At 56.9% G+C, this 15,287-nt stretch carries 16 protein-coding genes; 5 read left to right on the top strand and 11 right to left on the bottom strand.

Going from position 1 to position 15,287, the window contains the following annotated elements:
• Positions 1–36: 36 nt before the first annotated feature.
• Both ACJO5Y_RS11820 and ACJO5Y_RS11825 read right to left on the bottom strand, forming a co-directional pair.
• Positions 37–615 (bottom strand): hypothetical protein, encoded by a 579-nt coding sequence (locus ACJO5Y_RS11820; protein ID WP_406987412.1) that lies wholly within the window; start codon positions 613–615, stop codon positions 37–39.
• Between the two features lie 209 nt (positions 616–824).
• Positions 825–1,712: a bile acid:sodium symporter family protein gene (locus tag ACJO5Y_RS11825; protein ID WP_406987413.1), complete on the bottom strand. Its 888-nt coding sequence runs from the start codon at positions 1,710–1,712 to the stop codon at positions 825–827.
• Positions 1,713–1,971: 259 nt separating this feature from the next.
• On the opposite strand from ACJO5Y_RS11825, the gene ACJO5Y_RS11830 reads away from it, so the two are divergent.
• Positions 1,972–3,408 (top strand): WS/DGAT/MGAT family O-acyltransferase, encoded by a 1,437-nt coding sequence (locus ACJO5Y_RS11830; RefSeq protein ID WP_406987414.1) that lies wholly within the window; start codon positions 1,972–1,974, stop codon positions 3,406–3,408.
• A 6-nt stretch (positions 3,409–3,414) separates the two neighbouring features.
• On the opposite strand, the gene ACJO5Y_RS11835 is transcribed toward ACJO5Y_RS11830, so the two are convergent.
• Positions 3,415–4,044, bottom strand: a complete 630-nt coding sequence (locus ACJO5Y_RS11835) for a TetR family transcriptional regulator (RefSeq protein ID WP_406987415.1) — start codon at positions 4,042–4,044, stop codon at positions 3,415–3,417.
• A gap of 190 nt (positions 4,045–4,234) precedes the next feature.
• Here ACJO5Y_RS11835 and ACJO5Y_RS11840 point away from each other — a divergent pair, with 190 nt between their 5' ends.
• Together ACJO5Y_RS11840 and ACJO5Y_RS11845 are read left to right on the top strand one after the other, a co-directional pair.
• Positions 4,235–5,338, top strand: a complete 1,104-nt coding sequence (locus ACJO5Y_RS11840; RefSeq protein WP_406987416.1) for a ferredoxin reductase — start codon at positions 4,235–4,237, stop codon at positions 5,336–5,338.
• Positions 5,339–5,361: 23 nt separating this feature from the next.
• The gene (locus ACJO5Y_RS11845) at positions 5,362–6,447 is read left to right on the top strand and encodes a fatty acid desaturase family protein (RefSeq protein WP_406987417.1); all 1,086 of its coding nucleotides are present in this window, start codon (positions 5,362–5,364) and stop codon (positions 6,445–6,447) included.
• A gap of 1 nt (position 6,448) precedes the next feature.
• Here the strand turns inward: ACJO5Y_RS11845 and ACJO5Y_RS11850 are convergent, their stop codons facing one another.
• Positions 6,449–6,886, bottom strand: coding sequence for an RrF2 family transcriptional regulator (locus tag ACJO5Y_RS11850; protein ID WP_406987418.1), 438 nt, complete (start codon positions 6,884–6,886; stop codon positions 6,449–6,451).
• A gap of 30 nt (positions 6,887–6,916) precedes the next feature.
• Positions 6,917–7,285, bottom strand: a complete 369-nt coding sequence (locus ACJO5Y_RS11855) for a YbaN family protein (RefSeq protein ID WP_406987419.1) — start codon at positions 7,283–7,285, stop codon at positions 6,917–6,919.
• Positions 7,286–7,506: 221 nt separating this feature from the next.
• Here ACJO5Y_RS11855 and moaA point away from each other — a divergent pair, with 221 nt between their 5' ends.
• The gene (moaA, locus tag ACJO5Y_RS11860; protein ID WP_406987420.1) at positions 7,507–8,499 is read left to right on the top strand and encodes a GTP 3',8-cyclase MoaA; all 993 of its coding nucleotides are present in this window, start codon (positions 7,507–7,509) and stop codon (positions 8,497–8,499) included.
• 24 nt (positions 8,500–8,523) lie between these two features.
• Here moaA and ACJO5Y_RS11865 read toward each other — a convergent pair whose 3' ends face one another.
• The 3 genes from ACJO5Y_RS11865 to hemN form a co-directional block, all read right to left on the bottom strand.
• Complete coding sequence (locus ACJO5Y_RS11865) at positions 8,524–8,670, bottom strand: lmo0937 family membrane protein (protein WP_406987422.1); 147 nt, start codon at positions 8,668–8,670, stop codon at positions 8,524–8,526.
• 73 nt (positions 8,671–8,743) lie between these two features.
• Entirely contained in the window at positions 8,744–8,950 is a 207-nt protein-coding gene (locus ACJO5Y_RS11870; protein ID WP_406987423.1) for a CsbD family protein, read from the bottom strand.
• 108 nt (positions 8,951–9,058) lie between these two features.
• Positions 9,059–10,477 carry an oxygen-independent coproporphyrinogen III oxidase gene (gene hemN, locus ACJO5Y_RS11875; protein ID WP_406987424.1) on the bottom strand — a complete coding sequence of 473 codons (1,419 nt, stop codon included), beginning with the start codon at positions 10,475–10,477 and terminating at the stop codon, positions 9,059–9,061.
• A 343-nt stretch (positions 10,478–10,820) separates the two neighbouring features.
• On the opposite strand from hemN, the gene ACJO5Y_RS11880 reads away from it, so the two are divergent.
• A complete protein-coding gene (locus tag ACJO5Y_RS11880) occupies positions 10,821–12,353 on the top strand; it encodes a cryptochrome/photolyase family protein (protein WP_406987425.1) in 1,533 nt (510 codons plus the stop codon).
• Between the two features lie 22 nt (positions 12,354–12,375).
• Here the strand turns inward: ACJO5Y_RS11880 and ACJO5Y_RS11885 are convergent, their stop codons facing one another.
• From ACJO5Y_RS11885 to ACJO5Y_RS11895, 3 genes are read right to left on the bottom strand one after another with little or no spacing between them, the layout of a single operon-like run.
• Positions 12,376–13,491, bottom strand: coding sequence for an ABC transporter ATP-binding protein (locus ACJO5Y_RS11885; protein ID WP_406987427.1), 1,116 nt, complete (start codon positions 13,489–13,491; stop codon positions 12,376–12,378).
• 7 nt (positions 13,492–13,498) lie between these two features.
• The gene (locus tag ACJO5Y_RS11890; protein ID WP_406987428.1) at positions 13,499–14,368 is read right to left on the bottom strand and encodes a carbohydrate ABC transporter permease; all 870 of its coding nucleotides are present in this window, start codon (positions 14,366–14,368) and stop codon (positions 13,499–13,501) included.
• Entirely contained in the window at positions 14,361–15,287 is a 927-nt protein-coding gene (locus ACJO5Y_RS11895) for a carbohydrate ABC transporter permease (protein ID WP_406987430.1), read from the bottom strand. Before ACJO5Y_RS11895 ends, ACJO5Y_RS11890 begins: the two co-directional genes overlap by 8 nt.

A 15,287-nucleotide genomic window follows, 5' to 3' on the forward strand; every position in this document is an offset into this window, starting at 1 on the left:
GGCATAGGCATGCCGGGGCTCAGGATAGCCCGGAAATCAGAACTCCAGGGTAACACCTCCGATCAGTCCCAGTTCGCCATCGTACAGGTCAACCTCACCCAGCAGCTTGAGGTTTTCGCGAACGGCAAAACGCGCGGTACCGGTCAGGCCAACATAGTCGAGGTCGCCGGTGATGAAGCGGGCGCTGCCGCCGATTTCCAGCTTGTCATCCAATTGGTGTCTCAGGCCGCCACGCAGGCCAAGGGCAGTGTCATCAACCGAAGCGGACACGCATTCAACGCTAAAACCGGTATCGAAGCATTGTCTGCCACCGTCGATATCCTGGTATTCGACCGTCAGGCCACCCCAAACGTCCGTCTTGGCGTCCAGGCCATGACGGTAACCACCGCCAACGTGCAGCGCGGTCAGGTCCACATCATCTGTCAGGTACTTGAGCCCACCAAAGGCAAATATGTTCTCGTTGATAGCAATAGAGCCGCGCCCGTCAACACCTAGAAACGTTTGTGACTCGTAGCTTGGGTAGAGCGCCAGGCCGCCTTCCACGTAATTGTAGCTAAGGCTCTCGGCGGCAACAGCGGTTGGCAGCAAGGCTGCAGCGGCAACAAGTCCGGCCATTCTTTTTTTCATCTCACACCTTATTTTGATCTGATTGTTAGTCGACATTGAAACCGTTATTCCCAGAAAAACGGGGTACCATGATACCCTTATGAGCGATCTGGTTAAGGCACTTCTTGTTGTAAATCTGTTACTTGCACGCATGCACACGAGTTTGAGCCGGAAAATGGCCATGCCCCGATGGGGGAAGGGAAGCGCCAATAACATCCTCAGGAGGCAGGCGCCTTGATGGAGGATTGCGGAATGATACTTCGACCATACATGGCCAGCACAAAGCCTATCGGGAACATCAACACCCCGTATACCGCTGCCGGAATGGACATGGCACTGGATTCAAGCAACGTCAGGGTCACCATCAGCGCGATGGTGCCATTTTTGACACCAAGCTCGACGGCTACCGCCAGGGACTCCCTTTGTGTCAGTCCTGCGCCCCGCCCGACCAGTAAGCCCAGGGCAATGCCGGCAATATTCAGCAGGATGGTAGCCGGGCCCGCTTGTTTCAGAAGATCCCAGATCTGGTCACGAACGCCGTAAATCAGGCCGACAATCAACACCGCCAGCACGATACCCCCGAAGATGCTGACCACCCCCTCAGCCTTCTTTGCCATCAACGGGTTTCGGGTCCGGACCACCATGCCAATGGCGACCGGGAACAACACAATGCCAATAAGCATCCCCACAGTCTTCCATACCGGCAGCACCACGGTTTCCTGGGTGCCCATGTAGAAGTCCAGTGCCAGATTGGTGAACAGCGGCAGGGTGAGGATGGTGATCAGGCTGGCACTCACGGTCAGGACGATGGACAGCGCGATGTTTCCACGGGCCAGCAGGACAAACAGATTGGACGTGGTTCCACCCGGGCAGGCAGCAATAATCACCAGGCCCACGGCAATCGCGGGTGGAACAGCCAGCAGACTGGCCAGAGCAAAAGCCACCAGTGGCATCACCAGAATCTGAGCCACGGTTCCGACGATCATGCCCTTTGGATACACCGCAACCTGACGGAAATCGCGAACCGTCAGGGTCATTCCGATACCGATCATGATAATAAACAGGGCGATCGGTAACCCCGCTGAAATCATTGGACTGGATTCCACGCTGCCTCCAGATTGTTGTTTTTATGAAGTTAGTCGGCTACGGAAGGTAGCACAAGCCGGTCACTCCCGGTGACAGACATTTCGCAACAACATGTAACGAACGCTGCCCGTCACAGCCACTGACGGTAGGGAACCATTACCCCGGTAATTCGTGTGATTGATCCGTAATGTTGCGTATACTTTCGCAAAATAACTAATAATCCGTGCGGGCTGACGACAAGCAGCCGAAGCACAACAAGGACATAAGGACGAGACACGAATGAAACGCCTGGGAACCCTGGATGCCTCCTGGCTGGCAGTAGAATCTGAAGACACTCCGATGCACGTGGGTACGCTGCAGATTTTTTCTTTACCCGAAGGAGCCCCGGAGACCTTCCTCCGGGATATGATCAACCGGATGAAGGAAACCGGTGATGTGGCGCCGCCCTGGTGCTCGAAGCTGGCCTTTTCAGGATTGTTGGGGCGACTGGTTGCCCCCGCCTGGAAAGTCGACAAGGACATCGACCTGGACTATCACGTACGCCACTCTGCCCTGCCAAAGCCCGGCGGAGAGCGTGAGCTCGGCATCCTGGTATCGCGCCTGCATTCCAACCCGCTGGACTTTTCCCGTCCGCTCTGGGAATGCCACGTCATTGAGGGCCTGGAGAACAACCGTTTTGCCCTCTACACCAAGATGCATCACTCCATGATTGATGGCATCAGCGGCGTCCGCCTGATGCAAAGGGTGCTTACTACCGACCCGCACAAAACCGAGATGCTGCCGCCGTGGTCCGTCAAACCGGAGCGCCGCCGGGGCAGCAAGACCGACAAGGAAGCCACCATTCCCGCAGCGGTATCCCAGGCCATGGATGCCCTGAAACTGCAGGCGGATATGGCGCCCCGGCTGTGGCAGGCCATGAACCGGCTGATTCATTCAGCCCGGCATCCGGAGGATGGGCTGACGGCGCCTTTTACCGGCCCGCTATCCACCCTCAACCACCGGGTCACCGGCCAGCGCCGATTTGCCACCCAGCATCACCAACTGGACCGGCTCAAGGAGCTGGCCCGGGTGTCTGGCGGATCACTCAATGACATTGTGCTGTATCTCTGTGGTACCGCCCTGCGCCGGTTTCTGCTGGAACAGGATAACCTGCCGGACACGCCCCTTACGGCCGGAATTCCGGTCAATATCCGCCCCGCGGATGACCAGGGCACCGGCACCCAGATCAGCTTCATGATCGCCTCGCTGGCAACGGATACTGCCGATCCCCTGGCCCGGCTGAAGGACATCAAGTCGTCTACCCGTCGCGCCAAGGAGCATCTGCAAAAGCTGCCCAAAAGCGCCTTGACCCAGTACACCATGTTGTTGATGTCGCCCTACATCCTGCAATTGATGTCCGGCATGGGGGGAAGGATGCGCCCGGTGTTCAACGTCACCATCTCCAACGTTCCGGGGCCTCAGCGCACCCTTTATTACGAAGGGGCAAAACTGGAAGCCATGTACCCGGTGTCCCTGATTGCCCATGGCGGTGCACTCAACATTACCTGTCTGAGTTATGCAGGAGCATTGAACTTCGGCTTCACGGGATGCCGGGATACGTTGCCAAGCATGCAGAAGCTCGCGGTGTATACCGGTGAAGCGCTGGACGAACTGGAAAGCCTGATTCTGCCGCCAAAGCCCGAAACGAAAAAGCAAGCGCCCCGTCAAAAGGCCTGAATCCCGTCAGGCCTTGCCACTCTGCCAGTGAGCGGCACCGACAAAGATCAGTTGAAGGAAGCGGGTGGTCCGCTTCCGGATCTGGTCAACCTGGTAATCGTCATCCGGCGACACGCCCAACAGGTCGGTGAGACAGAAAGCCACCGTTCGCACCACCAGGTCACAGGTCATATCCAGGTCGGCATCACTCAGGTGTTCCGCCAGCCGTAAACGCCTCAGGTCGTTAGCCAGTTCGCTGGCAAAAAAACGCATCTCACTGCGAATCCCTTCCTGCACAGCGCGACTCTCCCCCGCCAGGCCCTGGGCCATAAAGAAGAAGAAGCTCCGGTTTGCTTGCACGTGGTTGATAAAAATGCCGACCGACTCTTCCATCAACTTGTCTGCCTGCAATACGTTGTTGCGCGCTTCCCGCATCATACGTCGCAGCACAAGCCCCAGCTCGTCAACAAGCTGCAACCCCAGATCGTCCATGTTGCGGAAGTGCCGATAGAAGGACGTGGGTACCACACCTGCCTGACGGGTCACTTCGCGTATGCCCAGACTGGCAAAATGCCGGCCCTTGCCAACGAGGGTTAATGCCGCACTCATCAGTTTTTCCCGGGTCTCTCCCGGCTTGCGCCGCTGCTTTTCTGCCATGCCCTCACCGTACTGCAGGTTTCAGTTATATCAGGTACACAAGTGTACACATTTCGGAAAGATAAAGTACCTGAAGCTTGTCATTTTGCGCCAACAGCAAAAATACCAATTGCCCACCAACAACTCCCTGTGTACAGTCGTACACATAAGTGAACAACTGTACACAACGGTGCAGATAGAGAGAGCCATTATGTTATCCAGAATCGAAAAAACTTCCGCCTTACAGTGGCTGGGCAAGCAGCTTTTTAACCGGGAAGATCCGGCTGCTTTTTTTGACCCTCTGCTGGAGCGCATCAACCCGATGTGGGTACAACAGTACACACCAGCGCGGGTTGAACGCATTGAAGACGAAACCGCTGACACCAAAACTTTCGTTCTGAAACCGGCGAAACGTTGGGCGGGTTTCGAGGCCGGTCAGCATGTGAACATCTGTATTGATATTGATGGCGTACGCCGGAACCGAACCTTCAGTCTGTCCAGTGCGCCTGCGCAGTGGCACGACAACGGAACCGTTACGCTGACCATCAAACGCCTGCCGGGCGGCCTGGTCACCAACTGGATGCACGACAACCTGAAGCCGGGCGCCACCCTTGGTCTGGGTGAAGCATTTGGCGACTTCCTGACTCCCGAAGCCGGCGAACCGCTGCTCTATATCGCTGGTGGTAGTGGCATCACGCCGGTACTGAGTCAACTGGAAACCCTGGCGGCTTCCGGGTACCAGGCTCCGGTGACCCTGCTGTATTTTGTACGCACCCAGGCAGACATCATTGCCGCGCAGAAACTGTACGAGCTTCGCCAGAACTGGACCGCGCTCACCCTCAACATCATTGCAACCAATGAGAGTGAGACGCCGCGCTTTCTGAAAGAAGCCGATCTTGATGAAGTATCTGGCATTGACGCTCGCCGCTGCTACCTGTGCGGTCCGAAGGGCCTGATGGATCTGGCCACTGACCTGCTGACTCAACGCGGCATTGGCGAAGACAGAATGCACAGCACGTTCTTCGCCGCGCCCCAGGCCGCCCTGGATTCCGATAGCCTCGGTGGCGAGGTCCGTTTCAGCAACAGTGATATCAGCGTGTCGTCAGAAGGCGACGCTCCGCTGCTGGACATTGCCGAGGCCGCAAAGCTGTCACCCCGTTACGGCTGCCGCATGGGGATTTGTCACCAGTGCAGCTGCAAGAAAACCAGCGGCACCGTCGTTAATCGTTTAACCGGAAAAAGCTCCGGGCCCGGAGAGGAGAACATTCAATTGTGCATATCCGTTCCTCAGGGCCCAGTTACCGTTGAGCTTTAACTGAAAAAGACAGGAGTACCATCATGAAACAGATGAACGAAGCACAACTGAACGAGCTTGAACAAGACCTGAACGCCATCCGTGACGAGGTACTCGCCGACCTGGGTGAGCGTGACGCCAACTACATCCGTCGCGTCGTACGCCTGCACCGGGCGCTGGAAGTCGGCGGCCGGGTGATGATGCCCTTCGGCTTTATTCCCCCGGTTTTTGTGGCGGCGACCGCGGCGCTGGGCATTTCCAAGATCATTGAGAACATGGAAATCGGTCACAACGTCATGCACGGCCAGTACGACTGGATGAACGATCCGTCCCTGCACTCACAGACCTACGAGTGGGACACCGTGTGCACCGGCGACTCCTGGCGCCTGACCCACAACTACGAGCACCACACCTACACCAACATCATCGGTAAGGACCGGGACTATGGCTATGCCCTGCTCCGTCTGAGCGATGACGAGAAATGGCGCCCGGCCCACAGCCTGCAGTTCATCAACTACATTCTGCTGAGCGTATTTTTCCAGTGGGGCGTGGGGCTGCATGAGTTGGAATTCGAGCGTATTCGCCGCGGCGAAGTCAGCCTGAAAGAGAAACTGCCGTTCCTGAAAGGGTTCTTCCGCAAGGGTGGCCGTCAGGCGTTCAAGGATTACGTGTTCTTCCCGCTGATCACCTTCCCGGTTGCACCGATCGTGCTGGCCGGCAATATCAGCGCCAACCTGATGCGTAACCTGTGGTCATCCACAGTGATTTTCTGCGGTCACTTCACTCAGGATGCAGAGACCTTTACCGAGGAAGAGTGTGAAGGTGAAAGCAAGGGGCACTGGTACCTGCGCCAGCTGACCGGGTCATCCAACTTCTCGGGTAACCGGTTTGTTCACCTGCTGAGTGGCCACTTGAGCTATCAGATGGAGCACCACGTGTTCCCGGATCTGCCGGCACACCGCTATCCGGAAATCTCAGAGAAGGTCCAGGCGGTCTGCAAGAAGCATGGCATCCACTACAATACCGGTAGCTTCGCCGGACAGTATGGCACCGTGCTCAAGCGGATCCTCAGCTACTCACTGCCTGACCGTCTGCGGGAAAAGTGGACGGCTCTGCCTCAATCAGCCTGATTCATGCAATCTGTAACAATCTGAGTAATTGCGGCCGGTGCTGGTTCTGAACCACATCGGCCAGCGTGTATTTGTCGAGGGTTTCCAGAAACGCCTTCAGAGCCTCCCCAAACATCGACTTCAGCCCGCATACCGGCGTGATCCGGCAGGCAGCGCCCGAGGAAAAACATTCGACAATACTCATATCCTGCTCCGTTTCCCTCACCAGTACACCAATATTGATGTCTTCCGGCGCCATGTGCAGGCGCATGCCCCCTTTCTTACCCCGGACCGTTTCGATGTATCCCTTCTTGTTGAGCTGATGAACCACTTTCATCAAGTGGTTCTTGGAGATATCGTAGCTGTCGGCAATTTCCTGGATGGTCGCCAGGCGGTCACCCTGCACTGCCAGATATATCAGCACACGCATCGAATAGTCTGTGTAGCGGGTGATGTGCATTCGTTTACTCCAAGGATGCGAATGAGAAGCTCAATACGACGGCCTGGTAATCAGGAAGGCCGCCAGCCCGATAAAAAACAGGCCAAGCCCAGCCAACAAGGCTGCCGACGCGCCTGACAGGAAGAGAATCGACCAGCTGATCACCAGCATCACGCAGGCGAGAACCTTGCCACGTCTGGGTACTGCCCTGCGCGCTCTCCAGTTCTCAATGGCCGGCCCGAACGTACGATGATTTTCCAGCCATGAGGCAAATTCCGGCGACCCTTTACTGGCGAAAAACGCGGCCAGCAGTATGAACGGGGTGGTCGGCAGTAACGGAAGAACGACACCCAGCAGGCCGATGCCAGCGAACATATACGCTAGAAACTTGAATACGGTTTTTCCGGGAGCACCACTCATCTGCAAGGCCTCTACCGCCAGTTGATATACTCTATAATTCTACCAGCAATCAGCGCACTGGCCTCACAAGTTGCTGCAACACACCCAGCAGCATAGTATTCCGGTGGTACGAGGGCCGTGGAGTATCAGCAAGGCTTACCTCGCAGGGGTATCGGATTCTTTGCGTCTTTCTGCGATACTTGATCTATCATTGACCATATGTCCAGACAGGGAAACCTGCCATGCCACAATCCAAGCTGACAGACCGTTTCGGCCGCACCGTTAACTACGTGCGCCTGTCCGTTACTGACCGCTGCGATTTCCGCTGTGTGTACTGCATGGCCGAGGAAATGACGTTCCTGCCTCGCCAACAGGTGCTGACACTGGAAGAGATTGCCCGCGTGGCGAGAACGTTTGTGTCTCTGGGCACCGAGAAAATCCGGCTGACCGGGGGCGAGCCTTTGGTAAGGCGGGATATTCTGGAACTGGTCAAGGAAATTGGCAGCTACGGCCTGCGGGATTTTGCCATGACCACTAACGGCAGCCAGCTGCCAACCATGGCAGAGCCACTGCGCAAAGCCGGACTCAAGCGGCTGAATATCAGCCTGGATTCCCTGGATGCCGATAAGTTCAGCCGCATCACCCGCACCGGCAAGCTTGCCCAGGTGCTCGATGGGATTGACGCTGCCAAAGAAGCCGGTTTTGAAGGCATCAAGCTCAATACCGTGGTTATGAAAGGAGGCAACGACCAGGAAGTACCAGAGTTGGTGGAGTTTGCCCGCAAGAAGAACGTGGACATTACCTTTATCGAGGAAATGCCACTGGGGGAAATCTCCGATCATGACCGCGGGCAGGTGCTTTGCACCAGCGATGAAGTTCGTGAGATTATCGGCCAACGCCATGAGCTGGCCCCCACACCGGAAGACTCCGGTGGCCCTGCCCGCTATTACCGCATGCCGGACAGCGATATCCGGGTCGGTTTTATTTCACCCCATTCCCACAACTTCTGCTCTACCTGTAACCGCGTTCGGGTAACGGTAGAAGGCCGCCTGCTGCTTTGTCTTGGCAATGAGCATTCCGTCGACCTGCGTCGTGTTCTGCGCGGCCATCCGGTGACTGACGACAAGCTTCGGGAAACCATCATCAACGCCATGGACCTCAAGCCTGAGCGCCATCACTTCTCCAGCAATGGCGATGTACAGATTCTGCGCTTCATGAATATGACGGGGGGCTAACCAGCCCGATTTACAGCGCGTAGATCAAATCCCGCGCCCCCGGAATACCCGCAGCAGAATCACCACAATCGCAACCACCAGCAGAATATGAATTAAGCCGCCCATGGAGTAGGAAGTCACCAGGCCCAAGACCCAAAGCACCAATAGAATGACAACAATTGTTTCCAGCATGGCTGTATACCCCTATTGATCCGCCGTCGAACCACGAACGCCTGAAAACGTGGTTCGGGTGGACTGACCCATCCTAGTTCTTGCTGAAGAATTCCTTGACCTGCTTTTCAGCCTCGTCGCGGGTTACTGCGTACCGTTCCTGAACCAGGCCCGCAAGCTTTTCCTGGCGGCCTTCCGTCGCAAGCAGTTCATCTTCTGTCAGCTTACCCCAGACCAGCTTTGCTTTGCCGACCTGTTGCTTCCACTTATCCTTCGTTTCTTCAACACTGAACAAGCTCATGATCTCCCCTCCTTTGGTTATGACTTTAAGATGAGATTATTGTGTTGCCATATCCCGGTCTGTTCGCTGGCACACCTAGGGCGAGCGACTCTGCTGCCTGTCATCGATTCAGATAATGCGCGAAAAACTCTGACTCGACCCCGCCTTCCGATACAGATCAAAAATCTGACAGATGGCCCGAATCAGCAGCCGGCCAGCGGGCTGAACCCGGAGTGCATTACCGTCATCCGCAATCAGTTCATTCTGAATCATTGGCTTCAGTCGGTTGAGCTCATCGCTAAAATAACGGTCAAGGTCCTCTCCCCATTCACTGGAAAACTGTTGCCGATCCAACTGGAACTGGCAGATCAGTTGGCCGATGACCCAGCGGCGAATACGGTCATCACGGGTCAGGTTTACGCCTTTGGTGATGGCAAGCTGGCCAGCATCAATGGAAGCTTCCCAGGAAGGCAGATCATGGTTGTTCTGGAAATAGGCATCGTCAGTCTGGCCGATGGCGGACACGCCCAGAGACACCAGATCACAATCGGAATGAGTGGTATAACCCTGGAAGTTCCGGTGCAGTCGCCCCTCGCGCTGGGCCACTGCCAGGCTGTCATTGGGCTTGGCGAAATGGTCCATGCCGATGTACTCATAGCCTGCTTCCAGCAACCGGTTGATGGTGTTGTGGAGGATGGTTAGCTTTTGCTGGGGCGTAGGCAGGGTATCCGCCAGAATCCGGGTTTGCGGGTAGAACCTGTCCGGCAGGTGGGCGTAGCTGAACACCGAGAGCCGGTCCGGCGACATTTCGATCACCGCCTCCAGAGTTTCGGCAAAGCTTTCCGGTGTCTGGTAGGGCAGGCCGTAGATCAGGTCCAGGTTGATGGAGCGGAAACCGAGTCGGCGGGCCTCGTTCAGCACGGCCTCGGTCATGTCACGGGGCTGGATTCGGTTCACCGCTTTTTGCACCTGGGGATTCACATCCTGCACTCCAAGGCTGATGCGGTTGAAGCCCAACTGCCACAAGGTGGAAAGGGTGTCCTGGTCCACTTCGCGCGGATCGATCTCCACGCTGTAGTCACGATCTTCATTGGTCTGCAGGTTGAACAGTTCACCATAACCCGCCATCAAATGCGCCATGACATCGTTCGGCAGGAAGGTAGGCGTGCCGCCGCCCCAGTGCAACTGCTTAACAGGCCTGTCCGCCCCGAAAAGCCGGGACTGTATCGCGGCTTCATTCAGCAATCTTTCCACGTACGGAATGGCCTTGTGGCGCTGTTTGGTGATCACCTTGTTGCAAGCGCAGTAGTAGCAAAGGTGGGCACAGAACGGCAGATGGGTGTAGAGAGACAAAGGCCAGTCGCTGGCCTTGCTGCGAGCAGCTGCCTTCACCATGTCTTCTATCGGGTAGTTCTGGTTGAATTCCACGGCCGTCGGATAGGACGTATAGCGCGGGCCACTCAAGTCATAACGCCGGATCAGCGCGTCATCCCAGATAAATTCCGGGAGGGTGGATTCATTGGATGCAAATGCGGGAGTGGAAATCATAGCAGGAACTCTGAACGTCGATTTGGGGCAAGCCGGGACCAGTCGCCATTTTATGGCAACCTGGGCGACGACCACTTGATGTGGGTCAGCTTACCGATATTCGAATTTTATCAATCTCCCACCTGAACCACCCTTGTGCTGTTGACGTATTTCACCCTACCTCTTTATGAGGATCACATGGTGTCGGCCGCCCGGCGGGTGGAGAGGGCCCTGCCAAAATACGCTGTGAATACATCCTTGTACGCTCGGGCTCCGCCATCCATGGCTCCGCACGATTTTGGCAGGGCCCTCTCCACCCCCCTGACTATGCACCAACGCCTAAACCTTGGAGCACGATCCAAACATGCCAAACCTGATTCTGATTCTCGGCGACCAATTGACCGCTGATATAAGCGCACTGGAAGGCGCTGACCGAAAACGGGACAGGATCGTGATGGCAGAGGTCCACGACGAGGCCAGCTATACCAACCACCACAAGAAAAAACTGGTCCTGCTGTTCAGCGCCATGCGGCACTTTGCTCAGCGGCTTGAGGCGGAGGGCTGGCATGTTCACTACCAGACCTACCACCCCGATAACGAGGCCCGGAGTCTGGAGGCTGTTGTCGCCGGTCAGCTCGGGGAGACCGGCGCGGATCGGGTGATCACCACCGAATGCGGCGAGTGGCGGCTGCACGAGCAGATCGGTCAGTGGCATGAACGGCTTGGGGTGCCGGTGGAGATCCGTACGGATACCCGGTTTATCGCCAGCAAGCAGGAATTCTCAGAATGGGCAAAAGATCGCAAACAGCTGCGAATGGAGCTCTTTTACCGGGAAATGCGGCAAAAAACTGGCTTGTTGATGACTTCCGATGGCAACCCCGAGGGTAGGCAGTGGAACTTTGATGCGGATAACCGGCGCAAATGGACCGGTAAGCCGCCGGCTCCCGCTCCTTTTCGCGTGGAACCCGATGAGGTAACGCGGGAAGTGATTGATCTGGTGGAGCAGCACTTTGCCGATCATTTCGGCACCACGGAGGACTTCCACTTTGCCGTGACCCCGAACGATGCCGAGCAGGCGCTGGACTACTTTATTGATTTCGCCCTGCCCTGTTTCGGCGATTTTCAGGACGCCATGTCCGATAGTGAGGACTGGCTGTTTCACTCCATTCTGTCTCCCTATATCAACTGCGGTCTGCTTGACCCGTTAGCCGTGTGCGAAGCCGCTGCCCGGGCCTGGTATGCCGGGCGGGCGCCGATCAATGCGGTGGAGGGATTTATCCGGCAGATTCTGGGTTGGCGGGAGTTTGTGCGGGGTATCTACTGGCTGAATATGCCGGAGTATGCCAGGGAAAACCGGCTCGGTAATACCCGCGCCCTGCCCTGGTTCTACTGGACCGGGGAAACGAAGATGCGCTGTATGCACAAGGCGATTGATGCCACTCGCCGCAACGCCTACGCCCACCACATTCAGCGGCTGATGATCACTGGCAATTTGGCGCTGCTGGCGGGCGTCAAACCGGAAGAGATCTGTAACTGGTATCTGGCAGTTTACGCCGATGCCTACGACTGGGTCGAGCTACCCAACGTACTCGGTATGGTAATGCATGCCGACGGCGGCTACCTGGGCTCCAAACCCTACGCCGCCAGCGGCAAGTACATCCAGCGCATGTCCGACCATTGCAGCAACTGTCATTACAAGGTCAATAAATCCACGGAAGAGGATGCCTGTCCGTTCAACGCCCTGTACTGGCATTTCATCGACCGGCACCGGGATGATTTCGCCAACAATCCTCGCATGGGCATGATGTACCGGAACTGGGACAGGCAGAAGCCGGAACGGCGGGAGGCGCTGCTCCAGCGTGCCGACGACTTGCTGGCACGGCTGGAGCAACTGTGAGCAAAGAGCTCAGTAGGCGTTATTACGGGCGAATGCGCTTCTCGCTTTCCGGGTCGAAGAACACGACTTTTCTCATATCGAACATAAGATCGGCTTCCTCGCCCCAGTTCACCGGGTGCTCCGCATCCAGCCGGCACTGCACATCGGTATCATTGAGGCGGATAACCGCGAGCACGTCCGGCCCGGTCGGTTCGGTGACTTCCACCGTAAAGCGACCGCTGGTCACCATTGGATGATCTGCCTTCTGATCGTCCGGCTGGCTTATATGCTCCGGGCGGATGCCAAGCACCACCCGCCTACCGGCCCAGCCCTCCAGATACGCCGGCACTGGCAGGGCCAGCTTGCGACCGTCGCTGCCTTCAACCGTCACTGACAGGCCGGTTCCCGCCCGTTCGATCGCCACGTCAATAAAACTCATGGAAGGCGACCCCATAAAACTCGCCACAAACAGGTTCTCCGGGGTGTCGTAGACTTCCTTTGGCGTACCCAGTTGCTGCAACTCGCCATCCTTGAGCACTGCAATCCGGTCCGCCAGGGTCATGGCCTCGATCTGGTCATGGGTGACGTACACAATGGTGGTTCTCAGCCGCTGGTGCAGCTTCTTGATCTCGGTACGCATTTCCACCCGCAGTTTGGCATCCAGGTTGGAAAGCGGTTCGTCGAACAGGTAGATCTTCGGCCGTCTGGCCAATGCTCGCCCCATGGCCACCCGCTGCTGCTGACCACCGGATAGCCGGGAAGGCTTTTTATCCAGCAATGCGGAGATCTGCAGCAGGTCGGCAACACGCTCGACTTCCTGACGAATTTCCTCTTTCGGCATACCGCGAATCTTCAGGCCGAAGGCAATGTTCTCGCGCACCGACATGGTGGGATACAGTGCATAGGACTGGAACACCATAGCGATGTCCCGATCCTTCGGCTCCATGCCCGATATGTCCTTGCCATTCACCACAATCGAACCACCGGTAATGGATTCCAGGCCGGCAATGCTGTTCATCAGCGTGGATTTTCCACAGCCCGATGGCCCGACCAGGGTCAGGAATTCACCGGACGCGATGTCAATGTTGATGCCCTTGAGGGTCTCGTCCAGGGCCCCTGTGTAGGTCTTGCGGATGTCCCGCAGTTCAAGTTGTGACATTGTTGTTTTACCCCTTAACCGAGCCGGCCGTCAGGCCGCGTATAAAGTACTTGCCTGCCACGATGTACACCACCAGCGTTGGCAGCGCGGCGATCATGGCGGCGGCCATATCCACGTTGTATTCCTTCACCCCGGTGCTGGTGTTCACCAGATTGTTCAGGGCGACCGTTATCGGCTGGCTGTCGCCACTGGCGAAGACCACGCCGAACAGGAAGTCGTTCCAGATCTGGGTGAACTGCCAGATCAGCGACACCATGAAAATCGGCGTGGACATGGGCAGCAGGATGCGAAAGAAAATAGTGAAAAATCCGGCACCATCCAGCCGTGCCGCCTTAACCAGGGCATCGGGTATGGCCACGTAATAGTTACGGAAAAACAGCGTGGTAAACGCCACCCCGTAGATCACGTGGACCAGCACCAGACCGGCCGTGGTGTTCGCCAGGCCCAGCTTGCCCAGGGTTGCCGCCATTGGCAGCAGGACGACCTGGAATGGTACAAAACAGCCAAACAGCAGCATACCGAACATCAGGTCGGAGCCCTTGAACTTCCACTTGGACAACACGTAGCCATTGAAGGCACCCAACAGCGTGGAAATCAGCACCGCCGGCACCGTCATCTTGAACGAGTTCCAGAAGTAGCCGCTCACCCCGTTGCATTGCACACCGGTGCAGGCCTCGGACCAGGCTTTGGTCCAACCCACGACCGTCCAGTCGGTCGGCAGGGCAAGCAGGTTGCCGGTACGGATATCCATGGGTGTCTTGAAACTGGTGATCAGCATGATGATCAGCGGAATCAGGTACACCAGGCATGCCAGCAGCAGCACCCCGTAGATGGCGATACGGCTGGGGCGAAAGCCGGTACGAACCACATCAGTCATGGCGCTTCTCCCTCAGTTCGGAATACAGGTAAGGCACCAGCAGAGCGAGAATGGCGCCCAGCATCAGCATGGCGCTGGCAGAGCCCAGGCCCATCTGGCCGCGGGTAAAGGTGTGGGCGTACATGAATACCGCCGGCAGGTCAGTGGAATAACCCGGGCCACCTGCAGTCATGGCCATCACCAGGTCAAAACTCTTGATGGCGATATGGGCCAGCACCATCACGGAGCTGAAGAACACCGGTCGCAAGGAGGGCAGGATAATTTTCCAGTAGATAACCGGCAGACTGGCACCATCCACACGCGCGGCACGAATGATGGACGAGTCAACGCCTCGCAGGCCGGCCAGGAACAGGGCCATGACAAAGCCGGAGGCCTGCCACACTGCCGCCATCACAATGGTATAAATGGCAAAGTCGGAATTCACCAGCCAGTCAAAGCTGAAGGAAGTCCAGCCCCAATCGTGCATCAGCTTTTCCAGGCCCAGGCGTGGATTCAGAATCCACCGCCAGACCGTGCCGGTTACAATCATGGACAGCGCCATGGGGTAGAGATAGATGGTGCGGATGGCGCCTTCCTGGCGGATGCGCTGGTCCAGGAAAATCGCCAGTACGACACCGATCAGCAAACAAATGCCGATGAATAGCCCGCCAAAGATCGCGAGGTTCCGGGACGCGACCAGCCAGCGCTCGCTTTCCATCAGCTTGGCGTACTGTGCAAGGCCGACAAAATCGTAACTGGGCAGAAAGCTGGAATTGGTGAACGACAGTACACCGGTCCACAGCATGTAGCCGTAGATACCAATGCCGATCAGGATGAACGTTGGCGCCACCACCAGCTTGGGTAGCCAGCGCTGCAGGCCATCCATAAGGCCAGACGGTGCCCTGGCCGCCACGGCAGGGCGACGTTGAGTATGTTCCAT

It is taken from the genome of Marinobacter alkalisoli, assembly GCF_045449855.1.
Lineage (GTDB): Bacteria > Pseudomonadota > Gammaproteobacteria > Pseudomonadales > Oleiphilaceae > Marinobacter.